The organism is Halomonas sp. AOP25-F1-15 (assembly GCF_052378675.1).
Taxonomy (GTDB): domain Bacteria; phylum Pseudomonadota; class Gammaproteobacteria; order Pseudomonadales; family Halomonadaceae; genus Vreelandella; species Vreelandella casei.
Genome location: NZ_JBQSXV010000002.1, coordinates 286282 through 310390, shown reverse-complemented (window position 1 = coordinate 310390; position 24109 = coordinate 286282). Strand labels below are relative to the sequence as shown.

At 47.0% G+C, this 24109-nt stretch carries 19 protein-coding genes; all 19 read right to left on the bottom strand.

Annotated elements, in window-relative coordinates; all coding sequences use genetic code 11:
- Positions 1 to 98 precede the first annotated feature (98 nt).
- Positions 99 to 1466 carry an acylphosphatase gene (locus tag ACT3TF_RS04780; RefSeq protein WP_444671683.1) on the bottom strand — a complete coding sequence of 456 codons (1368 nt, stop codon included), beginning with the start codon at positions 1464 to 1466 and terminating at the stop codon, positions 99 to 101.
- A gap of 73 nt (positions 1467 to 1539) precedes the next feature.
- On the bottom strand, positions 1540 to 2427 hold the full coding sequence (locus tag ACT3TF_RS04775; protein WP_444671682.1) for an ATP-grasp fold amidoligase family protein: 888 nt from the start codon (positions 2425 to 2427) through the stop codon (positions 1540 to 1542).
- 221 nt (positions 2428 to 2648) lie between these two features.
- Complete coding sequence (locus ACT3TF_RS04770; RefSeq protein ID WP_444671681.1) at positions 2649 to 3206, bottom strand: M15 family metallopeptidase; 558 nt, start codon at positions 3204 to 3206, stop codon at positions 2649 to 2651.
- Between the two features lie 2 nt (positions 3207 to 3208).
- Positions 3209 to 4129 carry a D-alanine--D-alanine ligase gene (locus ACT3TF_RS04765; RefSeq protein ID WP_444671680.1) on the bottom strand — a complete coding sequence of 307 codons (921 nt, stop codon included), beginning with the start codon at positions 4127 to 4129 and terminating at the stop codon, positions 3209 to 3211.
- 9 nt (positions 4130 to 4138) lie between these two features.
- Positions 4139 to 5572, bottom strand: a complete 1434-nt coding sequence (locus ACT3TF_RS04760) for a UDP-N-acetylmuramoyl-tripeptide--D-alanyl-D-alanine ligase (protein ID WP_444671679.1) — start codon at positions 5570 to 5572, stop codon at positions 4139 to 4141.
- Between the two features lie 71 nt (positions 5573 to 5643).
- Positions 5644 to 8043 carry a CapA family protein gene (locus tag ACT3TF_RS04755; RefSeq protein WP_444671678.1) on the bottom strand — a complete coding sequence of 800 codons (2400 nt, stop codon included), beginning with the start codon at positions 8041 to 8043 and terminating at the stop codon, positions 5644 to 5646.
- Positions 8044 to 8069: 26 nt separating this feature from the next.
- Positions 8070 to 9242 (bottom strand): hypothetical protein, encoded by a 1173-nt coding sequence (locus ACT3TF_RS04750; RefSeq protein ID WP_444671677.1) that lies wholly within the window; start codon positions 9240 to 9242, stop codon positions 8070 to 8072.
- Between the two features lie 10 nt (positions 9243 to 9252).
- The gene (locus ACT3TF_RS04745) at positions 9253 to 11157 is read right to left on the bottom strand and encodes an acylphosphatase (protein ID WP_444671676.1); all 1905 of its coding nucleotides are present in this window, start codon (positions 11155 to 11157) and stop codon (positions 9253 to 9255) included.
- A gap of 11 nt (positions 11158 to 11168) precedes the next feature.
- Positions 11169 to 12557: a hypothetical protein gene (locus ACT3TF_RS04740; RefSeq protein WP_444671675.1), complete on the bottom strand. Its 1389-nt coding sequence runs from the start codon at positions 12555 to 12557 to the stop codon at positions 11169 to 11171.
- A gap of 58 nt (positions 12558 to 12615) precedes the next feature.
- Entirely contained in the window at positions 12616 to 13803 is a 1188-nt protein-coding gene (locus tag ACT3TF_RS04735) for a sugar-transfer associated ATP-grasp domain-containing protein (protein WP_444671674.1), read from the bottom strand.
- Complete coding sequence (locus tag ACT3TF_RS04730; protein WP_444671673.1) at positions 13800 to 14990, bottom strand: hypothetical protein; 1191 nt, start codon at positions 14988 to 14990, stop codon at positions 13800 to 13802. The genes ACT3TF_RS04735 and ACT3TF_RS04730 overlap by 4 nt, the downstream gene beginning before the upstream one ends.
- Before the next feature lie 2 nt (positions 14991 to 14992).
- Entirely contained in the window at positions 14993 to 16048 is a 1056-nt protein-coding gene (locus ACT3TF_RS04725; RefSeq protein ID WP_444624323.1) for a sugar-transfer associated ATP-grasp domain-containing protein, read from the bottom strand.
- Between the two features lie 24 nt (positions 16049 to 16072).
- Positions 16073 to 16954 (bottom strand): ABC transporter ATP-binding protein, encoded by an 882-nt coding sequence (locus tag ACT3TF_RS04720; RefSeq protein WP_444624324.1) that lies wholly within the window; start codon positions 16952 to 16954, stop codon positions 16073 to 16075.
- A 67-nt stretch (positions 16955 to 17021) separates the two neighbouring features.
- A complete protein-coding gene (locus ACT3TF_RS04715) occupies positions 17022 to 18410 on the bottom strand; it encodes an MBL fold metallo-hydrolase (RefSeq protein ID WP_444671672.1) in 1389 nt (462 codons plus the stop codon).
- Between the two features lie 24 nt (positions 18411 to 18434).
- The gene (locus tag ACT3TF_RS04710; RefSeq protein ID WP_193062332.1) at positions 18435 to 19532 is read right to left on the bottom strand and encodes a chain-length determining protein; all 1098 of its coding nucleotides are present in this window, start codon (positions 19530 to 19532) and stop codon (positions 18435 to 18437) included.
- Between the two features lie 3 nt (positions 19533 to 19535).
- Positions 19536 to 20345, bottom strand: a complete 810-nt coding sequence (locus ACT3TF_RS04705; RefSeq protein ID WP_193062330.1) for an ABC transporter permease — start codon at positions 20343 to 20345, stop codon at positions 19536 to 19538.
- Positions 20346 to 20424: 79 nt separating this feature from the next.
- Positions 20425 to 22080, bottom strand: a complete 1656-nt coding sequence (locus tag ACT3TF_RS04700) for a polysaccharide biosynthesis/export family protein (RefSeq protein ID WP_444671770.1) — start codon at positions 22078 to 22080, stop codon at positions 20425 to 20427.
- Positions 22081 to 22130: 50 nt separating this feature from the next.
- The gene (locus tag ACT3TF_RS04695) at positions 22131 to 22550 is read right to left on the bottom strand and encodes a DVU3141 family protein (RefSeq protein ID WP_192535862.1); all 420 of its coding nucleotides are present in this window, start codon (positions 22548 to 22550) and stop codon (positions 22131 to 22133) included.
- A 268-nt stretch (positions 22551 to 22818) separates the two neighbouring features.
- Positions 22819 to 24084 (bottom strand): O-antigen ligase family protein, encoded by a 1266-nt coding sequence (locus ACT3TF_RS04690; RefSeq protein WP_192535861.1) that lies wholly within the window; start codon positions 24082 to 24084, stop codon positions 22819 to 22821.
- Between the last annotated feature and the right edge of the window lie 25 nt (positions 24085 to 24109).

The window sequence follows — 24109 nt, the reverse complement described above, 5'->3', positions numbered from 1 at the left end:
CCTATGGGCAATTGATTATTATCCAGCGACATACTGAAATCGCCTCGGGTTTCCCTAGCACTAACGAGTAAGCGCCAGAGGCTTAACAACGCCATGGACTAACGTGTTTTCAGTATTATAAAGCCCGAATGCTTAAGCGAGCGGCTGTGGGAGGTTGCGGATACTTTAGCCACCGATGCAGCTTTGGGTCCGAAGTGCAGCTTACCCAATAGCTGTTCAACCTTTGTGCGATCGCCTTTAAATACCGCCTGTACAGTACCATTCTGTCGGTTCCGAACCCATCCTTGAATATTCATTACCGCCGCTTCACGACGTAACCATTTACGGTACCCCACACCCTGTACTTTTCCCTCTATAGATACCAGGCGCTGACATGAGACAGGCGGAGATGTGTGTATGGGCGTAATAGAAAACGTAGTGGCCAGCGCCTTCTGTTTTTCATAAGCGCGCCGCCAAATAGGTGTTGCCAAATCTCGTGGTGCGCCACGCATCGGGAAGTGATGACCACCAATGCCAGGGCCAGTATTGACTTCAATGATGTAAGCGGCCGGCTCCGACTCATCAGAGGTATCTACCATCACATCGACCCCAGCCCAATCCAAGCCAGGAATAGACGTAACGGCCTCGACAGCCACTTGTTTCGCTATTTCTGGAACGCTATCGGTCGCATCAAACGAGTCTGCTCCCAGCGATATATTCGCCTCATGGCGAAGCACGACCTCCTGTCCTTCAGCGGGTATGCTTTCCCAGGTTAGCGCTTGCTTGGACAAGTTCTGCTCCACCCACTCATCTTTGGGAATCAGGCTAGTCATTAAACGAGGGTTTAGGGCACGCAGTTCGTTCTTTGCATCCACCAACTTACTTACCGACCGCGTACCATCGCCTATCACATGGGCGGGGTTTTTACCCAACACAGAAAGCACTTGGCCGCCAAGTACAAAAAAGCGGTACTCAATGCCAGACACCTGCTCTTCCACCAACACGCCAATGGATGATTTCGCCTTGTGATAAGCATCAACAATCTCGGACTTATCACTCAAGCCTAAACTAACGCCACGCCCACGGGTGCCCTTGATAGGCTTCACCACCACAGGCTTAGCAAGCTTTGCAGCAAAATTTGCAGCACCTTCCGCTGAATGAACCACCTTATAGCGGGGTTTAGAGACGTTACCTCGGTCTAAAAAGCGGTGTGTAAACAGCTTGTGGGTGGCAATTTTGCCCCCCACAGCCGATTCGTTAGAGCGCACATCCCAAAAAAAAACCTGAACATCATTGAGCGTAGCGATAAACATCGCCTTGCTAAACCAAGTGACCTCCGCACCCTCGCTTTCCGCTACACGGGCAATTAACCAAGGCCCAAGTAAATGTGCTTCATGGGCGTTACGCGCTAAATCACTTAATTCATCGGTATAACTATTTAGGGATTCATCACCCATACACTTGGGCAAAACTACAGAGTTCATCATTACAAAGCTCTTAAATGCGCGGCATGTTGGCTATTAATCAGCGATTGCGTTGTCCAGCCTCAACATTGTCTGGTCAAGCATCGTCCAACTCAAACATCGCCCCGAGGTAAAGATCAGCCTGCTCACCAAAGGTATGGTAAGTCCCTGGCACCGGCGTAAGTTCTCCTAATACCGGCCCCTGGCGGGCTTCATATAAATCTATTCGACAAAACGGGGTGGGCAACGCCGCCGACACTTGCTCTGCAACGCTTAATAACGCCTCAGGCTCACGTGGGGGTAACAAGGCGGGATCATTCGCCTCTGCATACTTCCCCGTTTCAACAGGGTGCCAATCACGGTCGTACCAACGATAATATTGCCCTTCCGGCTGGCGGGCTACCTGTAGGATTAATCCTACACGGCCACGGAACGCGTAAAACTTGAAATCATCGACCGGGCGAAGCAACCCCGAAGGCGGTAGCAATAGCTCTTCCAACTGCCAATGGTTTGGAAATTGATACTCGCGCATTTCCTGGTAAAGCCGCTCAAGAATGTCCACCAAACGCAAGCGGCAGCGCTGCTGCAAGCATTCAAAAGTGATCTCATCCACTCGCTTTAGCGAGAGCACTCCACGGGAGCTGTGCGCCTCTTTCGGCTTAATCACACACGCATCAATGCCTTCCAGCACATCCCGTAAGTGCTGCAATGAAAAGTCATCTTTCAGGATCTTCGCGGTGGGCACCCCCAACGCCTGTACTTGGCCTGCCACCCAACCACGATTCCCCGCCAGCTCAGCAAAACTACAAACCCCTGGCTGTTGTTCTTCCCGCTGGTAGCGACGCACCAGTGAATCCATTGCAGAACGGAATGAAGGCGGCGCGGGCAAGGTTCCTTTACGAGCAGGGTGAGAAGCTTGAACCCAAGCTAACTGTTCAGGTTGGAGAAGAAAATCACAAAAAGGAGGGATAACAAGCTCGCTCATCGGTAAAGCCGTAGCAAATAGATACAAGGAGGGGGGAAGAGGGCCAATATTAAACCACTAAACAAGCGGGAAAAATCCAGCCCTAAATTTTTACAACTAATGTGTTGCTAATGCGGAATATATTTTGGGAAATTGTTCAAAAAGATCATCAGAATAATTTCTCATTGGGTCATTGCTGCGAATAATGTCCAACAACACTTGATCTGACGGATCAACGTTTTTTAAAGCAAAGAACGTGTTGAAAAAAGCGCTCTACTTTCAGCACAACCATTAAAACACCAGTGCCATGGTTCAAAAATCACCCCAAAGATATTATCTTTTTTATAAGATTCATAAAAACCATACTTATGCGCATGTTTCTTAAGCCACTTATAAGAGTCTGAACGAGATAGACGGCCACCCGCCATTTGCTTTGGCAAACGAATATCAATTGCAAAGCCAGTATGATGTTCACTATGGCCCGGCAAAGCAACTCTAGTAAGAGTTTTAGCAGTACCAAACTCTTTTTTCACACGATAATATTCAAAAGTTCTGGATTGGCGCCTGTAAGAGCGATAGCCAATATTAATAATAACGGGGGCAACGCCATCTCTATGCATGGCATTGCTCATTTCTAAAAAGGCAGAGGCAGCATGTTTATGTAGCCAGACACTATCATTTAAACAAACTAGGTTTTCAGTTGCCACCTCATTATAGCGCAGATGACCAAAGCGAATTGAAGAGTCACTCTTTTCAAACTGCTCTAGCCCTGCGCTATCAATAACACTTGATTGGCTCATACTTAAAGGGCCTTTAGGCTCGCAGTTTCAAGAATCGACATAACCAAAGTATCAAAATCTGTGCCTGCGTGCTTAGCAGCTTGAGGAACTAGACTACGTTCAGTCATACCTGGGCAAGTATTAATTTCAATTAGCCATGGCATGCCTGAATCGTCGACAATAACGTCTACACGACCCCAGCCTTCACAGCCAATCATTTCATAGGCTTTCTTTGATAGCACTTTGAGGCGTTCTTCGGTTGCAGGCTCAAGGCCACAGGGTAAGTTGTAAACTGTACCTGAAGACTGATATTTCGCTTCGTAATCATAAAAATCATTGGAAGGAACCATACCAATTACGGGCAGCGCCTCACCAGAAACTACCGCAACTGTATATTCGTTACCTTTAACAAACTCCTCTACCATTACCAGCTTATCGTATTGCAAAGCATCCTGATAAGCTTCAATCAGCTCATTTTGATCTTTTGCTTTTACAATACCGATGCTAGAACCTTCATGAATTGGCTTAACCATCACGGGAAACGTAAAAGTGCCACAAACCCTATCTAATTCCTCTTTAGAGTGAAGAAGCGTAGATTTAGGCGTATACAAACCTCCCATAGACCACACTTGTTTGGTCTTATACTTATCCATGCCAATAGCGGATGCCATTACACCACTGCCGGTGTAGGGTTTACCAAGCCATTCTAAAACACCTTGAATACAGCCATCTTCGCCCCCGCGGCCATGAAGCGCGACAAAGGCAACATCAAACTCAGCTTCTAACAACTGCTGTACTGCATTTTTTTGTACATCAATACCAAAAGCGTCAACACCAGAACGCAGCAAGGCATTCAGAATAGCAGTACCACTTTTAAGAGAGACTTCTCTTTCCGCAGAGATCCCCCCCATCAACACAGCAACACGAGATAGTGACTTAGACATAATAACTCCTTATAAACCAGCTTGTTTTAGCTTTTTCACAACAACATTTAATCGCGTGCTATTAGAAGACTTAAACAGCACAACGTCGCCATCCTTAAGGCTCGGCCTTAAAAAACGATAAAAACCTTCTATCGTTGGGAATAGTGCACCCTTAATATTTTTTGGGAGCTTGACCCAAAGGTGTTGCATATAATCGCCAACAAGATAAACCTTATCAGCTTTTGATGATAAAACTGAATCAAGCAGCTTAGCATGAAGAGACTCAGCTTCTCCACCAAGCTCCATCATATCCCCTAGCACAACTATTCTTCTACCTTCTTCATCAGGTGAAATTTCACTAAGCATCTGAAGAGCAGACTCCATAGAAACAGGATTCGCGTTATAAGCTTCATCAATGACGGTAATTTTTTTGTCTTTAATAGTAATCTTAGAAATCTCTCCTCTACCACTTAAAGCAAAAAACTTCTCAAGGTAGTTTATCCGTGACTTCCAGCCCTTACATCCGCTAAGCTTAATTGCGACCACAGCGGCAATACTATTAAGAGCCATGTGCTTACCACGTGCTCCCAATTTATAAGAAATAGTTTCATCAAAGAATTTTGCTGTCACCAAACCACTAGAATATTCATAATCTATAAGCTGTACATCAGCAACTTCAGATGAACCATAACCTACAACGCTTGCACCAGCTTGCGTAGCTTTTTCAACCAACAGGTCACTGAACGGCGTGTCAAGGTTTATTACAGCGAAACCACTCTTGGACATACCAGAAAATATTTTTGCTTTGTGCTCAGCAACACCTTTTAACGTGCCTAAGTAATCTAAATGGCCCTCAGATATGGAAGTAATAATTGCTACTTCAGGAGCTAAACTAAACCGCTCTCTCTCAAAATAAATAAAACATGAACCAGCCACTTCTAAAACAGCATAATCATAGCCATTTAGTTGAGTTAACTGCGACAGTATCGTAGGACGAATATTCTCTGATGGCCTCGCTACAAATAGTTGCTCGCTTTTTCCTTCATCATCTAATAATAGACTAACCATATCCTTAGTTGTTGACTTTCCAGCCGAACCTGTAATAGCAATTTTCGTGGTTAATGATATTTCATTACAAGCCGATGCAATTTCGTAGAAAAATCTGTTTGTATCAGTTACTTTTATAAATTCCGAATCTACAAAGTCTGACACCACAAAGGCATCGGAGTTTATAACAAACTTACTCACCCCGATCTTACGTGCTTCACCTATAAGTTCGGTTGCGCTTTTACCGTATTGACGATATCTTTTCTTAGATTTCAAAGGCCAAGAGTCATCCATAATGATAAAGAACATTCCTGGGCTAAGCCTACTCAACCTATAATCAACACCGCAAAATTGAACATCACTCGCAGATGCCCCAATCACGCTGGAGCAACTTTTTAAAAGCTCTCTTGTCTGCATACCTGCCTCAAAAATTCACAGCTTTAAGTGATAAGATAAAAATCAGAAACATATAAGCCAACAGCCTAAAGTCAGACCATATCATCTACAACTTTCCCAAGCCCTATACCATTTGAGGCTTTAAACAAAACAACGTCCCCATCTAAAGTATTTTCATCAAGAACCTGCAACAAATTTTTGCAGTTAGGCAATAATCCGATTTTTCTATTCGAAGGCAATTCTCGCCAAGCTTCTACAACCTCTTCACCAACCAGAATAACTTTATCAACGCTTGATTCATTGATTAAAACACCTAGCTGTTTGTGAAGATCTAGCGACATATCTCCAAGCTCTAGCATATCGCCAATAACTGCCAAACGCCTTCCATTAAACTTAGGCAAGTAATTAGAAAGACTATCTAAGCTAGCTTTTACTGAAGCCAAGTTAGCATTATATGACTCATCAACTAAAGTCAGGCTCTTCCCTTTCAAAATCACTTCATGCACAGCCCCTCTTCCTTTAGATGGAGCAAAATTTTCTAATTCCTTTGAAACAACTTTCCAATCTGAGCTTTTTTCACTTAATGCTGTTATTACGGCAATTACATTTAACAGCATATGCTTAGCTAATAAATTTGTTTCAAAAAAGATCTTTTCACCAAAATAAGATACTTCAGCGATACCTTTTGCTAAATCATGGTGCAGCAATCGAACATCCGCAGCCTCAGTCTCACCATACGTAATTACTTCATCAGCAAATTTTTTAGCAATCTTGTGCACGATATCTGAGCATGGCATATCTAAATTAATCACTACACGGCCATTGGCCGGCATATCTTGAAACAATGTGGATTTTGTCTTAGCAATATCACTCAAACTGCCAAGATATTCAGTATGAGCTTCAGATAGAGCGGTAAAAATAGCTACATTTGGCGATATGAAGAATCTATTCTTTTTAAACTGATTAGAAGCTGAAACCTCTAGAATTGCCGCTTCATACCCACTAAGCCGCGATAGCGTTGAAACAGAATCACGAAATAAATTTCGATTTACTCCTTCTGCTACGTAAAGGTCGTCACCATGCCATTTACTCAACACAGTTTTTAACATTTCACAAGTTGATGTTTTTCCTGCAGAGCCTGTAACAGCAAAAATCTTACAATCAGAATTTTTTCTTATATGCCTTGAAGCATTAATAAAAAAAGGCCAGGTCTTTTCAACTACTACCAAACTTTCCACTTCTGGGAAATTTACAAATATATCACTGTATTCACTTGGAACAACGAATCGATTAAAACCTTTAGAGATTGCCTTCTTAACCAGCTTTTCTACACCGATACTTTTCTGTCTGTTAAAAAGTTTTTTTGGACAGCTCTGATCCGCAAGTATATAAAATAAATTTTCACAATGCCTGACCATTGCAATATCAAAGCCAGAGAACAAAGCGTTTTTATTCCCCCTGACCTCATAGCCGCCGCCAGGAAAAAGCTGTTGCATAAAGTCTGAAATATTCATGTTGACTTTATCTTTTGAGTTTAAAGCAGCACTAGAAGCATCGTCTTCAATAGAATGAACATTAAAATCAGACTGTTTATTGTCCGAAAATATAAAATTATGATTAGGGTTAATTTCATTATTAGCACATTCAAATGAAACAACCATGCTTGATGGCTCTGCTTCCAATGCACTGTAACGGCCCGGCGAATTAAAAACAAAATTCCCAATGGAAAGGTAAACAGGCTTACCTTTCACTTCTATAAATCCGTCTCTTTTATGTGTTCCGTGTCCAACAACAGCATCAGCTCCAAGCTCAATTACATCGCGACACCATTTAATATGATTTTCGTTTACGTCTTTATAGTCGGCACCTTGCCAGTGTGGAATAACTATAATTTGCGCTGTTTTATCTTGACTCCTAATCTTATCGATAGCTCTTTTCATTGCACCTATGTTAGTGCTAGCAATACCAGGCTTATTTTTAGTCGCAAAAAAACCGTACTCTATATAACGCTTGCGCGCTCTCATGCCATTAAGTATATAAACTTTTTGACCGTTATCTGGCATTGCAATTACATAAGGCTCCCTTGCTTCATCGCTATTTCGACCAGCCCCTATTGTCGCTATTCCATTAGCATGCAAAAAATCTATCATTTCAATAAGCTTATCTTCACCAAAATCCATAGCATGATTATTGGCCAGTGTTACCGCTGTCGTGCCTAATTTTTTTAGAATTTCAACTGTGACGTCGGGATCATCAAACCCGGGGTACTCCTTTCCTTCAATAGGCTCACCAGGGTTCTTAGTCAAGACAGTTTCTAAATTAATAATCACTTCGTCACTACCCTCTAATAAGGGAGTGACTCCTTCAAAAAAAGAGAACGGATTATTTTGTAAACGCGAGTATGCTTCAGGATATTTATTTTTGCTTTTCTCAAGGTAATAATAACCGAGACTAGTATCACCACAGATCGTAATTTTGAAAGACTTCGTCATTTTAAGTTAAACCCATTCATCAAATTTTATCGGCAACAAACGCTAGTTGGCACTTCCTTTATACCCAACCCATTTGCATAAATCCACGTTAGGCTAGCTAGCGCCCAGGAGGGGCCGCTTAGTTCGAAGTGAACTCGCCCGATCACTTCATCCAACTCATCCAGTTTTAGCGTTAGCGCTAGCATGTTGGCAACGTCGGCTAGTTCTTTCTTTAATCGCTGACCGTTACTCACCCCTGAAAGCTCTACATGTATAGTGGCTTCCTTTGCTAAGTCTGGCATTTTGCATTCTGCTACCTGCTCTAAAATGGCTTGCGCGGTATCAAAATGATCTGTGATGAGTTTATAGCATTTAAGGTGTTCAGACACCGCGATGACCACATGGTTGTCGTCGCTTGCAGGCGATGCGGGGTTGTCGACGATTAAGTCAATCCGCAGGAAGTCCATTCCCTGAAGTACTTTTGCTACTTTGCGGCCAACGCCGTGATAGCTTTCATGAAGATCAGCGCTTTGCTGCCATTGCTTGGCGCCTGCCGGCTTGGTAAGTACCGCGACGACGTTGCCAAAGGCCATTATTAGCCGTAACTGCTGGCCTTCCTGCTGCTTTTCAACCATATAGCGCACACTTAACGGCAGGAATTTGCGGCCATGCTCGTCAATGTGGTCTTCGGAAAGCCGTGTCATGGCGTAAGGCGATGCCGATAAATCACTGGCTTTTTGCTTTTTGAGCTCACGGGACTGCCTGAACAGAAATTCCAGTTCAGCATCGTTTTTAATGTCTTTGATGTACTCTTCAAATAACGTGTTACGTATGACGGGCTTAAGCACAACGGGGTAACCAATCTTTCGCGCGTACCGAACGTGGTCACGTATTGATCGGCCCGAAAACGAGGCGGCTTTAACGACTTTCACCCCTGCTCGTTCTAACCTGGCACGCCATGCGCGAATGTCCTGGCAGAAGTTAACTTCGGGCAACAGGTTACGGCCACTAACACCACACACATAACCACTGGGCTTAACGTTTTCCGCCCCGGCTTCTGGCGTGGGTATTTGCTGGTAGTAGTAGGCCAACTGACGGGGAAGCAGTAATGATTGCGCACTGTTGGGCATACGCAACGCATGCACTAACAATCCTTCTTTCGTAATGCTGGGCAACTGTTCAAGTAAATTTGTGAAGTTATCGAGACTTGCATCCATCACGGGTTAGCCTTCAGGGAATAAGAGTGAATTCATCGAGGTGGGTCACATCGAGATGCGTTGTGCGAACCGACGTTGGCAGCGCTTCAGATGGTCCACGAATACACGCGGTGGTTAGCGCGGTAATCCCGACTAGCGATCCTTGCAACACTGTTTCCACCTCTCTTGGCCCTACGTTTTTCACGTAACCGGTTAGGCCACTGCGCTGTGCGTGACGTGCAAGCCACTTACGGTAACCAACACCAGTGACTTTGCCGCGAATATTTACTTTTACAGCCATCTTATCTTCAGGCAATGGCCTGAGCGGCAGCTTATTCTTGATCAGCACTTCTTCAATCGCGTCTCTTGGCACGTTTACCGGTTCACCAAACATGGTGTAACACGCCGTGCCAATCGCCGCGTGGGCATTCAGTTCGCAGATACCGATATCGGTCTCGCCAACGGGTTTGCGGTGGTCTTCAATCAAGAAATCAATGCCGCAATAATCAAGCCCTGGCACTGCTTTGACGGCGTCTTCCGCGACCTTGATTATGCTTGGATGCATTTCATGAAGAATATTGACGCTGTCGCCTCCTTGGGAGAGGTTGCACGAGCCCGACAGTATAACCGGCTTACCCGCCGTTGGTACGCTATGCAGCGTAAGCCCCTGTTTATTCAGCTGATAATGAGTGGCTTCACTGAATACGATGGGACGTGATTTCAGGTGCGGAATGTTTTGGCGATAACGATTTTTGATGAGTATCAATTCGGCAATATTATGTTTTCCATCGCCGGTTACATTGGCAGGTGCCCTGAGGGTCGCGGCACGCACCGTGCCTCCAATAACCATAATTCGATAGTCTTCGCCGAATATGTGCTTTTCTACGATAAAGTCATCATGGCCTAGCTTACTGCTTTCAAGCACATGGAAAGCGCTTTTTAGTTCGGTGTCGCTAGTAATGTTTGGAACTACGCCAATACCGCGTACGCCTGTTGCTGGCTTAACAACCACCGGGTAGCCAATCAGGTTGGCAAATTTTGTGGCATTCGCGTAGTCACCGGGAGGAAACATTCTCCCACGAGGAACCGGAAAGCCTAACGGTGCTAGAAATTCGCGAGTGGCTTCTTTATGGGTACACAGCGAAATAGCGTCGATGCTCACCAACGGTGAACGGCTTAGCTTGAAATAGAACCGTTGCCCTTTGTTATCCGCCGTAAAAACACCTTTACCCGTACGCAGAATATTGTAACCCTGGCGTACGCACTCGCGCTCCATCAAATGGCTTTTGGCATCCATCGTTCCGAGTGGAAGCATAAGCACCGTGTCGTTAGAGCTATTAGGTGGGAGGGGCTCTGAAGGGGTTTGGGGCGTACCTTTGATCGTGGGCTGATAGGTGTATGTTGGCGGCGCTCCTTCGGGCAGATATAGAACATTTTCTGCCCTATGGAACAGAGCCTCAATCAGCGTAGTATCGGAGGCAGCTTTCTCAGCCGCCCCTTGTTGTGCTAACGCTTCGAACACCTTTCCTAACAGTTTGTAAGTACCAGTGACCGCAGACTGTATTTTGCCCCACTGGTGCTTGTCACTGATTCCAGCGTTATCAATCAGGCCATCGGTAGCCTCTACCCATTGCCTTGCAGCACTGGGCACGCTACCGCTGTGTACTATTTCCGACGTTAACTGGCTTCCCATCAAGCGCGACGCTACTGTCTCCAGATAGTCCCAGTAACGGGCAGCCATCGGTTTACCGGTACGCTGCCCCAGCCCCCCTTCAATAGCCGCAACGCGCTCCTCCCCTGCACCAGTAACGGCCACTTTAAGGTAGAAGTTGACCTGTTTGTCACCATTTGTCAGAACATCATGTGCAACAGGTTCATTATATGGCTTGTCATAGGCAATTAGCTCAATGCGTGTAACATAGAAGAGGTCTGGCGACATTTACAACACCATTATCGAGTCGAGTTGGGGGTGGCTTCAAGCGCTATGTCAGAGTAGCTGTAACGCTCTTGTTCGGCTAGCTCGCGATCAATGAACCGATCATCATAGGTACTATCGAGTAGTGCTTTGCGTACTTCGCGCTTGTTGGTGCGCCCTTCAGCACTAAACGCGTAAAGCTCGATTGAACGCTTACGCACCCCTGAACGACATAAGTTGGTTGCAAAACCAGGGCCTTCTGGAACCTGTAACTGGTTATTTTCAAGCGTAACGTAAGGGTACACTAACCGCGTTTTGCCTTCTTTTTTGAAGGAGGTCGAGAAATAGCGGTTAAAACGCATGGCACTTGCTAGCGATACCATAGCAATGCTATTGAAATTGGTAGTACCCGCAACGCCTGCAAGATAAATCCCGCCCTTGAAGCCTAAGCGCTCAGCCTCTTTTTCAGCTTCCAGCACTTGATGGTAGCCACCTGCTTTTTGAGGAACGATTTTCAGTTCCACATGGGGCAGGTAAACTGCTAAGTGGCTGATAGATTCGCTGCCCCACACTGGCTTAGACAGCATAATACGCAGCGGGGTGCCTTCCATTTTGGAAAATGCTTGTTGATAAAAAGCATCGGAATCTTCATGGAAAGGGTCTTCAACAATAATCGCGACATTTTGTTTAGCAGCTAAGCCCGTGAGGGTAACGCCATCGCAGAAATCGCTCCATTCTTCTGAAGACCAACGCTGACCTGCGTTAAGTATAATGCCTTTAAGGTCGTGAGTGCGTTCTGAAAGAGAGGAAAGAAGTGAATTCACTAGGGCACTGGCATCTTTTCCACTAATACGTTTACCACGACGAAGCCAACCACTTACTTGCTTACCTTTGGCAATAGAACTCTGTAGCCCTTCTAGTTTTTTGAGAGGCTCGTTGAATACGTTACGCTCAACACTTACCGGCGCTTCTGAGCTGGTTAATTGCGCAACATTAATACCACGGTTTTTGGCAATTAAATCTAGTAATGCACATTCGGCGGCAAAGCAAACGGAAGGGCTTGGGCGTCGTTGCCTTGCTACATTGCCACCCATACCAAAGATATCGCTTACCACCTCATGTACCACGTCATGAACGTGCTCAGCAGGCGCTTGCGACGTTAAATCCAGCTGTTTACCAACGAGACGCCTTGCCATTTTGCGAGAATAGCGCAAGGTGCTTTTCAATGTCTCATTGCTGGCACTTGTAGGCCTTGCTTCACCCAGCCCTACTAAAGGAACTCCGTCATAATCCCCTGTAATTCTAATAAAAATCGAGTATTCACTCGACTTTCTTGCTGGCCCTTCTTGTCCACTGTCCTCACGCTCTGAACGAGTTAAAGGAATATTTTTTAAAAGAACTACTTCCGCATTACATATTTTCACACAATCACCTCTAGTAGGGTTTAGTTAGCAACTCGACAAGATGCCATATAAATAACAATTACCGCTTAACAACAATCCCATACTTAGCATACAGTTCAACGACAAGCTCATTACTAAATAGTGGTTCATGCATCTGAAAAAGTCTTACTTGGCTATAGCTATTCCCCTCTAATACTACAAAGCCATCATCTTGCAGTATTAAATCAAAGCCACAGTACTTCAAATAAGGCAATTTATAGAACAAGCTTAGTAGTTTGTTTTTATATACCTGCCAGTTAGGAATGTAAGCACCTGTGATTCTTTCTCCAGTATCTGGATGCGTCACCCATCGCTGACCGGTGAACCGGCCTGCTGCTGCCACTGCGTGGCCTAACTCCCCTGTTTCATTATTCACTTCTATGCTGAGTCCACCCAACGAAAAATTATCGATTGGGTAAGACTCACTATTACCCACTCTTAATACAGCGCGTACTAAATATGGTTCCCCAGTATTTTCATCACGAACCACTAAAGCACGCACAGTATTAACTGTGAGTGGATAAAGTCGTTTAGAAAACTCTCCTTGCTGTACATATTCATTAACAATAAATGGCACCCCCTGACGACTGAATACGTCACCAAGCGCTTCTGATTTCACGCTGAAACGTGGATTAATCGCATCGTTGGTTTCTATCACGGCGTGGCGCTTGTCTATACGTATAAAGTAGACACTTCCGCCGCCACCACCGCCCAAGGGTTTAGCCACTAGCATTAGCGGGCCTGCTTCACCGGCTTCGATCTGTTGCCATAACTTGGTGTGGGATATTACCCTTCCCTGCCGGCATACTGCTACGGTACGCGGCACGTTGCAATACTGACCGAACACTTGGTCAAACAATATTTTATTATTAAAAACAATGCTATAGGGGCCATTTACCAAGCGAGTCAACCAACGTTGAACATCACTGAGATACCTGTCGATGTTGTCGTGGTTGAGCCCATACAGCCGTACTTTTTCAGGTAGAAAACCGCGCTCGTAGAGGAACAAAGCCTCTTCTTCGCTTAGGGTGTCTAGATCTGGATCAGCATGGAAGTCGAGCGTAAAGCGTTTTAGTAATGCTAGCTGCTCCGTTTCCTTAAGGCTCTCCATCAGACGTTTGTGGTGGTCTTTCGGTAGCATTGTGTCGACAGTAGCTAACATAACTTGATCAGTAGAAATTAGCTTAGGGGTATGCTTGGGGGCCCAAAAGGTGGTGTTAGGGTTCATATTCCAAACTCACGCATGAAGTCGATGGCTGCTTGGGTTTGCATTAATGGGCCATGTACTTGGAAGTCTTCTACTGAAGCAGTGCCGGTTAAGCGGATCAATCGCGCCTTCGGTGTAGAAATATCCATATCTACTTGAATAAATGAGTAAAGTGATTCTTTTTGAATAGGGAAAATAATGTTCTTCTGTGCTTGTTGCCATGCTGCTTTATAGCCATATCTCTTCCAGGGAAGAGGCTTGCTAGGGACTACAACACCACCACCTGTGTTAAAGCGAGCTACACTTCGGGTACGGCCACTGTTGGGCGATAGCTCCATACTTGAGGCCATGCCCATCGTAGCGGCAGTAGCTTTTTTGGTAGCCACTACTGAAAGCGGTACCAATCCAGCACCCGCGGGGTCTAACATTAAAATGACTTTAAGTCTCACGCCGGTAGGTTGCTCTTGTTTCGGCATCATGGGCAAGCGGTGGTTGTAAAGCTGCCACTGGAGTTCAGTATCTTCCAGCACGGACTGCATGGGGCCATTCGTCTGGGCTAGGAGGTTAACCTGCAAATCGCTGATATAGGCATCTACCCGTGTACCAGGCAACTTATAGAGCCTTTTTCGACTAGGTAGAAAACCACGATTATGTAGGTACTCGGCCTCTTGCTGGATGAGTTTTCCTTGCTGCGCCCTAAAGGCTAGGCTAAATTCTCGCCATGCCTCGACGCTATTTTGGTTATCCAGTCTTTTAATGCGGCCAATGTGGCTTAGATCTGCGCTTCTGCGTGTTTTGTAAATAACTCGATGGTGCTGAGCACTGCCCTGGCTGTACAGCATGCTTTGTACTCCCCCTAAAAAGGGAGTCGATCGGCGGTCTTCATGGCGACCAAAGCGTAAATAATGCAGCAGTGGATTACTTGAAGCTTCCCGGACATCGTCGTACTCATCCAGGTACCACTGAGTATGAAACCCAGGCCCAGGGTTGTGCATTTGCGATATACCAGCCGCCAAGAAATAGCCTAACGGATCCTTTACGGCACTTGGTTCGTTCAGCAGCTCAGGGTAATTAGCCAGATACCATTCTGAATGAAAGTATCCGCTTTGCTCAATTTCTGCCCGAATCTTAGCCTCCTGGTAGCCTAGCTTCTCTTTAAGGCGCCATTGAAGCGTTTTGAATAGTGTTGCAATTAGTTGCGCAGGCATAGCTAACCACTGACCTTATTCACATGGTCGGCAATGCCGGGGTGCTCAAGTAGTGGTTGGTGCATTTGATGTGCCGCCATTGCATCCGTGTTGGTTCCAAAAAAAGATAACCCTGTCTCAGTTACTACAAAGCTTAAACTGCAAATGTGCAAGTATGATGACTCATCAAAAAATTTAAGCAGCGCTGCTTTAATAGCCTCCCAATTTGGCAAGTACTCACCTATTAGGGACTGGCCTGTTTCGGGATGTTGTAAACAGCTTTCTACTTTATGTTGTTGCGCAAGTGTAAGGCATGCCGTTATAAGCCCTGTTTGAGGAGTAATGCTGGCGCTAAGCGCACCATCTTCCACTTTCGCCGGAGAGCTGGCGTGGGTTTCACTATTTCCTATCGTCAAGCTGGCAGCCGCTATTTCAGGAAGGCCATCGTTCGATTCGCGCACCAGTAATACATGAAGCAAATGATAGCCGTAAGGGCTTACCGCGGTTAGCCAGCGATGCTGCGTAGGTGCAGCAGCAATGATTAATGTCTCGTCAGTTTCTTGCGCTTCGCTAGCTAACTGTTCAATGAATGTTTTTTGAAATTCTAGAGAGCTACTATGCTTGCTTAATTTGACTGTCCTATAGGGCCCGTAGCTACCCGGATCTAAAGAGTGTATCTGCACTGTCTCTGGAAATGTGGTTTCGTCTTTCCACCATGGTGGCTCTAACCACTGGACCCCACTTTTTGTGATAAGGCAGTAGTTCTTTTCCACTTCAAAGTAATTTGCCATTACATGGCTACATAAAACTCTGTTTGACAGAACCGTTTGATATGTTTTATTTATCGATTGAAGTCTATGTATCTGGTAGTCGCTTAAATAGGCGTTAAGGTCATTTTCCGTTAAGTCGTACAGGGCTGCTCGGCTTCTGTAGAACCCATTGTGAAACAGCTGACGGCTCTGCTCTTCGTTGTGAGTTGGCGCATTTTCTTCCCAGAACCTGAGAGTGAAGTTTTTCCAAGCGTGTAGAGAGGCGATGTCATCGGCGTGCGCAATACTGTCTTTATGTGTTGGGAGCATGTTTAATAGCCATCTGTAAAAAATTCATTCGTCGTCGTTGGCTTCTTGAAGAGCTTTAAGTGCTGCCTTATGTGTCCGTAATATTTTAAGCTTGGCATTCACATCACGTTTTAATTCAATTAACTCTTTGGGTGGCACGCCGTTGCTTTCACTGGCTTCTTTATAAATTGCTTTGGCTGCCCTGAAATTTTTCCTAGCGGTGAGCAGGTCTTGTCGCGTTTGCTTAAGTTTTTCAGACTCTCCCAAACCATATGCCTGGTGGTAGGCTTCAATTGCATCGTCGATTTTGTCAAACCAAGTGGCTTCGCCCTTGTTGATAAAGATGCCTGCCTGGCATAGCTCCCTAAGTATTCCCTCGCTATGCGAGACCATAATCAGACTGGCTTTTCCGGTCTTTTCTCGAAAGGCGGCTTTTGCTTTGGCTTTAAAGTTTTTATCGCCCACCGCAGTGGCTTCATCTGAGATGTAAACGTCAAAATCAAACGCTAGCGATAGTCCAAATGAGATACGAGCGCGCATCCCCGATGAAAATGTTCTTACTGGCTCATCAAAGGCTTTGCCTATCTCAGCGAAGTCTTCAACATATTTGATAACGCGTTTTACATCTTCACTGGAGCTGCCATGAACACGGGCCACAAACTTTACGTTTTGCCTGGCAGTCATGTTTTGCTGCATGCCTCCTGAAAGCCCAACTGGCCAGGAAACTTTGGTATGGCGAATCACCTCACCTCTTTCAGGCTTATCCATACCTGCTATTAAGCGCAGCAAGGTCGACTTGCCTGCACCGTTTGCACCTATCAGGCCAACGCTGACCTTGGGTGGGATGGTGAGATTGATATCTTTCAATACCCAGTCGCTACCGTGATGGTTATGGTAGCGCTTGTAGAGACTGCGAATTTCAATCATTTGCATTCTTAGTGATGGCTAGGGGATGAACGCTGCGCCTGTTAGGAGTGACCTTCATTTCTAACACTTAACACCTCACCGTCACACTCCTGCCTTTTCGCTGATAGAGGCTTTCGAGCTCTTCTTTGAGTGCTGCGCGGGCGGTTTGTTCACCGTGTACTAGGCGGATAGTGTGGGGCCAACGGCGCATACGCTTTACGAAGTCGAGCAGATTCTTTTGGTCTGCATGGGCGGAGTAACCACTGACCGAGGCAACGCCGGCTCTTATATCAATGCGTTGCCCATCGATATCGACCCACCCGCCTTGCGGGCCGTATTTCTGAATATCGCGCCCTGGAGTACCTGTGCCTTGATATCCAACAAACAACACTTGGTGGCGTACATCACCTAGCATGGCTTTCAGGTAATTCATAATGCGCCCGCCTGCACACATACCACTAGCAGCAATCACCACTGCTGGCCGGCCTGTTTTGGCTAAGTACTCGACAGTTTGCTCATGTTCTGCGTGACTATCAACGGTGTAGAGATTCGCAAAGTTAAGCGGGTGACGACCACTGCGCAGGCGGCGTTGGGCTTCTTTATCCCAGTAAGGTTTTAGCTCACGATATACCTTGGTAAAGCGTGCAGCTAGCGGCGAGTCCACAATGATTTCTAGTGAGGCCCAGCGCGATGAGTGCGCATGATGAATAATGGTTTCTAACTCATAAAGAAGCTCTTGCGTGCGGCCTATGCTGAAAGCTGGCACCATCACGGTACCGCCGTTAACGAGCGCGGTTTCTATCGCATTCTTTAATACCGCCTGGCGCTGGCGGCGATCAGGGTGAGTGCGGTTACCGTAGGTGCTTTCTAGCACTAGCTGATCACAACCGTAAGGCGATTGTGGCGCAGGCAACAATGGCGCATGAGGCGCACCCAAGTCACCAGAGAATACAACGCGCTCTTTTTCACCGGTAACGGCATCCTGATAAGCCACTTCAGCGTAACAAGAGCCTAAAATGTGCCCTGCCCGCTTCAGCTTTACGCGCGTTATTCCTACATTGTCAAAGGCAACACTGTGCCACTTGCCATAGGGCACGCTAACAACCTGCTGCCTTAACTGTTCCTGAAAGCGATTGATCAGTTTCGCATCGCGGGTAAAGCCTATTTTTAGCGCATCTTCAATCACAAGGGGCAATAGCGTGGCAGAAGGCTCTGAGCAAATAATCGGACCTGTGAAACCAGCCGCTAGTAAATAGGGCAGTCGCCCTACATGATCAATATGCACATGGGTGATGATCAGGGCTTTAACCGTTGAGATATCGAATTCAATTTTTAGCTGTTCGAAGCTATCTTTAGCGGCATCTTTTCCCTGAAAGAGACCACAATCAACAAGGAGAGAGTGTTCGTTATTCAGTATTAACTGGTGGCAGCTACCGGTCACACCGATAGCGCCACCATGATGAAGAATATCGAGCATGAGGCTACGAAAGATCGCTCCTTTTTAGTCTCGGTGATCTTTAATAATCATGAGCAGCATACTGAAGATAAAGGCAAGGAAGATGGCAATGATGGCGAAGACGCTGCTGTTGTAGAGCCGGTTTGGTTCTGTGGGATATTCCGGCAGCAGTGGGCTTTGCAGTACGCTTACCTGCTTAAGCTGGCGAGCGGCTTCTAAGCGAGTATTTTCTAGCGCAGCAAGTGCGCTGGAGTAGGTTTCCTGAGCAAACTGTGCTTGCAGTTCTAGCGTTTCATATTCAGCAGAAACACTGTTCAGCGAGCCACCCGATGCCTGTGCTATACGATCACGTTGTTCAATAATTTGGTCGCGTAGCGCGGTGATATTACGCTCAACTTGGCGCAACTCTGGTGATTGTTCGCTTTGGAAACTGGCGAGTGCGTTACGCTGCGCCTGGAAGCGTGCCAAGTCAGCTTCAAGTGTTGACACCACCTGATTAATACTTGCCACGGTATCAGTGGGCGAGACTAGACCAAACTCATTTTGGTACGCCAGCAAGGCGGCACGGGTTTCTTTAAAGCGCTCATCGAGTCGCACCATTTGCTGCTCTAAAAAGTGGACCTGCTCTTCGGCTAGACGATGACCCATTTCATTCATATGGTCTTCGCCAGCTTGCAGTAGCAGCGTGGTCATTTGATGGGCAAACTCTGGTGTATAACCCTGTACAGAAATATTAAGAACACCTGCGTACTCATCGAGCTCTATATTTACGCGGCGTAGATAGTATTTATGCAGGTCTTCAATCGGCGCGTCTCGATCATATAGCCTTGCGAAAATATCGCCGTGTTCGGTGTAGTGCTCTCGGATGTTTAGGTCTTCGTCTAGGAGGCGCAGCATATCCACTGACAATAAGTGCTCACGCAGCAACAAGAGATCTTTAGTATTACCAGCGCCGCCTCCCATTATTGATGACAGGCTAATTTCAGGGGCCGCCACTTGCGGGCTTTCCAGCACCACCGTGGCACGCGAAACATAACGCTCCTCTGCCCATACAAACCAGTAAAACGAAACTAAAATAATGGCGATAGCAGCCACGGCCCAGTGCGGCGACTTTTTTACAAAACTACCTATAGAACGTTGCATGGATTATTTTGCCTTTAAGCGATCAATAAAGCGCAGGTGCATTAACAGCCCCAGGGCAATAAGGGTGAATGTAAACAGCCAGAAATAGAGCATGCTAGTTCCGTGAACCACTTGATAATCCTCAAAAAAACCAAGACGAAGAGTTTCTAAACCATGGGGAATAGGGTTCAGCATGAGGTATTTTAGCAGCCAGTGAGGAAGACTATTGAGTGGCATAATCACCCCAGATAAAATCATTAGCGGCAGCGAGAGCATACGAATCACTTTGCCCACTTCTGGCACTAGAGTTGCTGCAACAGAGGTGACGAGCCCCAAACCCAAACCTAAACTCCAAAGTGATAACCAAGCTGCCAAGACTCTTATGGCATTATCGGGATACATATCCAACCCCAACATTAGCCCACCGCCAATAAAAATGAGGAATACAAAACTTCGTAACGCCCCTTCAAGAAAGCCACGTACCAGGACTGGATCGATGGGCTGCACTTGACGATAAGCAAATAATGATTTGTTGCCATCTATCGCGCCCATACCACGCATCATGCCCTCACGTACCAACCCAAACCCAAGCAGGCCAGCAATTAGCCAGGGTATAAACTCAGCATTAACAACAAGCCGGTCACCACGTATAAAACTTCGTACAGCAATCATAATACCGACGAATGCGACTGGCTCAAAAATCATCCAAAACCATCCCATGCGGTCACCCATCGTTCTGGAAAGGGCTTCACGCACGAACATGGCATACCACACACTACGGGTTACTTGCCACGGTGTGCGGGCACGCCGTGGCTCACTGCTTATATTTTCCATAGCGCTACTTTGTAAAGGAGTGAGGTGTGAGGTGTGAGGTGTGAGGTATTGACTCCCTCACACCTCACTATTTCCTTTTTTACAGATCTAAAGCGACTCGAGTTGTCACAGCGATTTGGAAAAGTATTCGGGTTAGCGTAGCCGCTAGCTGCAGATTATGTATGGGTGCGGCAGGCATCACCAAAATCTCATCACCCGGCCGTAGCGGTGAATTGCTGGCATGCTCGACTGCACCGTTCTGGCGGACCAATAAAATTTGGTCTTCATCAGCGCGCACAGTAAAGCCGCCAGCGCCTTGGACGTAATCGATCACGCTCATGCCGGGACGGTAAACAACGGCTTGGGGCACCAGGATTTCACCACTGATAAGTACGGAATCACTTATTTCAGGAATGGTAATGACATCACCATCCTGCAGGCGTATATCAGAGATACCGTCACTGTTAGCTACAACCAGTCGGCCGCTGGGCTCTAGGTCGCGAGCCCTTGAGATAAAACGCTCTATCAATTCGGCTTCTTGCAGGCGGATTTTCGCCTCTTCATCGGTCCGCGACTCTGCGCCCAAGTAGGTAGTTTCTAAGCGCCGTAAGCTGTCTTCAAGGGCCTCGGCTTGCTGCTGGCGCACGCTTTCACGCTGTAGAGAAACACTTTCTACTGCGGTCATGTTTTCCGGCACAGCTATAGCGTCCAGTAACTCACTTAAACGCGCATTGCGTGGCAGTGCATAGCGTGATGGCCCGTAGTAGCTGCCTTCCACTTCCACAACGATAGTCTCGCTACGCTGGTCTGCGCTGAATAGCACTTCATCGCCACTACGAATCATTTGGCCGTAGAACATGTCGATGGGGAAGTACTGAGCAATGGGCCCATCTTCACGGTCGCCGCGGAGTAGTACGTGGGAAACGCCGCTTTTAAGTCGTGCCAAATTAATTAGCTCAGCACCGCTTAGCTGATTGCCGACCAACTCATAACGGTGGGCACGATGCACGTCACCGCCTACTGCAATCGCGGGGCCACGCTCTTCTACCACAATGGTGTCGCCATCTTGGAACTGCGGGCGGGCAATGATGCCATCGATTAGAAAGTCATATAGGTCAACGGTTGCAACGGTGCGGTCATCACGCACCACCCTCACTTGGCGATAGCTACCAAGGTCTTGGTCAATCCCCCCGGACTGATCAAGGAAATACAGCAACGAGTCGTTGGGCGTACCTGCATAGCGGCCAGGATTTTCTACATAGCCCGTTACGTATACCGCAACTGGCTGCACGCCTTGCAGATTTGTATAGACCTCTACGTTATCCGGATAGACGGAGGTAATAGCACTGCGGACGCTGTTATCCACTTCCTGGCTGCTTTGCCCTTCTACATTTATCGGGCCAGAACCAGGAATAAAGATATTGCCCTGAGCATCTACCGGTAGCACGCGGTCAAACTCAAACGCCCCCCAGGCACGGACGGTGACTTGGTCGCCGGGTTTAATGCGGTAGTCTGGGTTAAGGCCATCGCCCATGGCGCCACGAAAGCCGCCAGTAAATAGATTAGCGCCAAATGGCGGCAAAGTATCGGTATCTTGCAGCGGCAACGTCACAGGGCCATAAGTACCGCTGCGCCAATCTGCACGAGGCGTATCGTTCACTTCGTCTTGCTGCTGTGCCCCCCCTTGCTGACTACTCTCAGACGGTAAAATAGTATCGGACAGGCTAAGAGACTGCGCCCAGGCTGCGCCGCCCATGACCGCGCTTAAAAAAGTAATAGACACGATTGCTGCGGTTTGCTTGAACATTAATAGCGCCCTTCAACTGTTTGCATGCCTATCTGCGTCACTACGCGTTGATTTACCCAGCCGTTGGGCGTTGCACAGACAAGAGCGCTGTTAGCACTGCCTCCTGCTGCAACTACGCGAAGCTTACGGCATTCACGCCCGCTGGCAGCTAAGTAAGACTCATCAGCAATAATCTCGACGTTATCACCCCACGGGCTGCGCGCCACGTTAAGAACTCCACTGGCCGGTGCTTGCGAGAGAAAATTATTGAGGCTTTCGTTTTCTAATAACGTCGCCGCATCATTATTCAGGACGTATCGCGCTTCTTGCTGATTACTACCAGAAGGGTAGCTTGTAGCACAGCCACTTATAGCGACCACACTCAGTGCTGTCAGCAGCATGCGCGCTGGCGATACAAATGAACGTTGGGATATTGGCATAATTGATTCCAGATGAAAGGCACGCTACCGCCCAGGGATTGAAACGGGCATATTCCCTTGCCCTACTCGATCTGTGCGGTTGAATGGGGTGGTGCACTATGTTCACACCAGGCTACCATTGTAGAGGATTACTGCCACCGCCTCCACATCGACAGCAGTTGTACTGACACTCATTTAAATTATGAAAACACTAACCCTTCAGAGAAAGAAAAACCGACCATTTTTCAATGATCGGCTGTCTATGGCCTGCTGAATAGGAACGCTTTCTTTACGAATGGTTCTCTTTCATTGGTAAGCGCCTTAGCCTTCCTGAATGAATACCCCACAAAATTGCCAACAAAAAGGCATATATCATGACGCCGCTATTATGGGTCATAAACACCTGCGACAAACCAAAATCGATATATGTTACGGGCAATAATACACCCGCCGTTGCTAACGCTCGGTCTGATAAACCATTCGCAGTGAGCCCTTTTGAAAACAGCCTTAACGGGATTAAATAAAGCGCAATCAGGACTGCCAGCCCTAGCAGGCCACGCTTAGCAAAAGCATCAATGAACTCATTGTGTGCATGGCCATACTCACCTATTTCACGTGATATGAAGCCTTGGTCGGATAATGCTAGCATCTCGTTCTTGTAGCCGTTGTATCCCCAACCAAGTAGCGGCTTTTCTTGGATAAGATGCGCCGCCCCACGCCACATTTCAAAACGCGCGCCTACTGATGTCGTGCGGTTCTCACCGGAAATATAAAGACTGACATCATTAAATGCTTCGTGAACACGCCCTTGCACACCTATTTGCGGCACGGCATACACAACGATAGCGCCTACAATAACAGCCGCTACCACCGCCGTTTTTAGCCTGACGGACAGATTTCTGCCATAGGCGCGGTAAAGCACTAATAAAACAATAGGGAAACCCACCCAGCCGCCTCGGCTACCTGAGAACAAAGATCCAAGAATGCCTGCTAGCGCCCCTAGCATTAAAAAGCACACCCACACGTGGCGATGTCGCTGCACAGTGGCCCACCCAAGTCCTGCTAAGCACATGACGCCAAGCAGCATGCTAAGGTTGCCAAATTGAATTACATACGTGTATCCCTGGGCCCGATCCACGCCTTCAAATAACTTTTGCCATCCTGCCCAGCTACCCGCGGCAATGGCACCAACAGCAAGACCACTCCATAGAAAAGCTCGCCTAGGCGGGAAGCGCAGCACCCACCAAAGCGCAGGTATCGCTAAAATAAAACGACTTGGCTTATCTAGCCCTCGACTACCCTGGCCATCCCACCAAACCTCTGCTAACGCAACGAGCGCATAGGCCAAAACAGCGCCCACTATCCAAGCATCTCCCTTTGAGAAACGCGGAACGCGCATGGTAAACAGCAGACCAAGCCCGCCTAACAGCAGCAACACTGCTCCCACTGAATAACCGCTAGGAATGACCAGCGCGATCGCACCGAACAGGAAAACGGCAACGCTAGTGTAAAACTCAGGAAAACGCGCTTGTACACTCATCGTAGAGGCACTCATGGATGGTCTCTCATCAAAATTCCTT

What these genes read in the sequence shown, in the direction of transcription:
- ACT3TF_RS04780 (WP_444671683.1), bottom strand. Translation starts at nt 1,466, where the DNA reads ATGATGAACTCTGTAGTTTTGCCCAAGTGTATGGGTGATGAATCCCTA.
- ACT3TF_RS04775 (WP_444671682.1), bottom strand. Translation starts at nt 2,427, where the DNA reads ATGAGCGAGCTTGTTATCCCTCCTTTTTGTGATTTTCTTCTCCAACCT.
- ACT3TF_RS04770 (WP_444671681.1), bottom strand. Translation starts at nt 3,206, where the DNA reads ATGAGCCAATCAAGTGTTATTGATAGCGCAGGGCTAGAGCAGTTTGAA.
- ACT3TF_RS04765 (WP_444671680.1), bottom strand. Translation starts at nt 4,129, where the DNA reads ATGTCTAAGTCACTATCTCGTGTTGCTGTGTTGATGGGGGGGATCTCT.
- ACT3TF_RS04760 (WP_444671679.1), bottom strand. Translation starts at nt 5,572, where the DNA reads ATGCAGACAAGAGAGCTTTTAAAAAGTTGCTCCAGCGTGATTGGGGCA.
- ACT3TF_RS04755 (WP_444671678.1), bottom strand. Translation starts at nt 8,043, where the DNA reads ATGACGAAGTCTTTCAAAATTACGATCTGTGGTGATACTAGTCTCGGT.
- ACT3TF_RS04745 (WP_444671676.1), bottom strand. Translation starts at nt 11,157, where the DNA reads ATGTCGCCAGACCTCTTCTATGTTACACGCATTGAGCTAATTGCCTAT.
- ACT3TF_RS04735 (WP_444671674.1), bottom strand. Translation starts at nt 13,803, where the DNA reads ATGAACCCTAACACCACCTTTTGGGCCCCCAAGCATACCCCTAAGCTA.
- ACT3TF_RS04730 (WP_444671673.1), bottom strand. Translation starts at nt 14,990, where the DNA reads ATGCCTGCGCAACTAATTGCAACACTATTCAAAACGCTTCAATGGCGC.
- ACT3TF_RS04725 (WP_444624323.1), bottom strand. Translation starts at nt 16,048, where the DNA reads ATGCTCCCAACACATAAAGACAGTATTGCGCACGCCGATGACATCGCC.
- ACT3TF_RS04720 (WP_444624324.1), bottom strand. Translation starts at nt 16,954, where the DNA reads ATGATTGAAATTCGCAGTCTCTACAAGCGCTACCATAACCATCACGGT.
- ACT3TF_RS04715 (WP_444671672.1), bottom strand. Translation starts at nt 18,410, where the DNA reads ATGCTCGATATTCTTCATCATGGTGGCGCTATCGGTGTGACCGGTAGC.
- ACT3TF_RS04710 (WP_193062332.1), bottom strand. Translation starts at nt 19,532, where the DNA reads ATGCAACGTTCTATAGGTAGTTTTGTAAAAAAGTCGCCGCACTGGGCC.
- ACT3TF_RS04705 (WP_193062330.1), bottom strand. Translation starts at nt 20,345, where the DNA reads ATGGAAAATATAAGCAGTGAGCCACGGCGTGCCCGCACACCGTGGCAA.
- ACT3TF_RS04700 (WP_444671770.1), bottom strand. Translation starts at nt 22,080, where the DNA reads ATGGGCGGCGCAGCCTGGGCGCAGTCTCTTAGCCTGTCCGATACTATT.
- ACT3TF_RS04695 (WP_192535862.1), bottom strand. Translation starts at nt 22,550, where the DNA reads ATGCCAATATCCCAACGTTCATTTGTATCGCCAGCGCGCATGCTGCTG.
- ACT3TF_RS04690 (WP_192535861.1), bottom strand. Translation starts at nt 24,084, where the DNA reads ATGAGTGCCTCTACGATGAGTGTACAAGCGCGTTTTCCTGAGTTTTAC.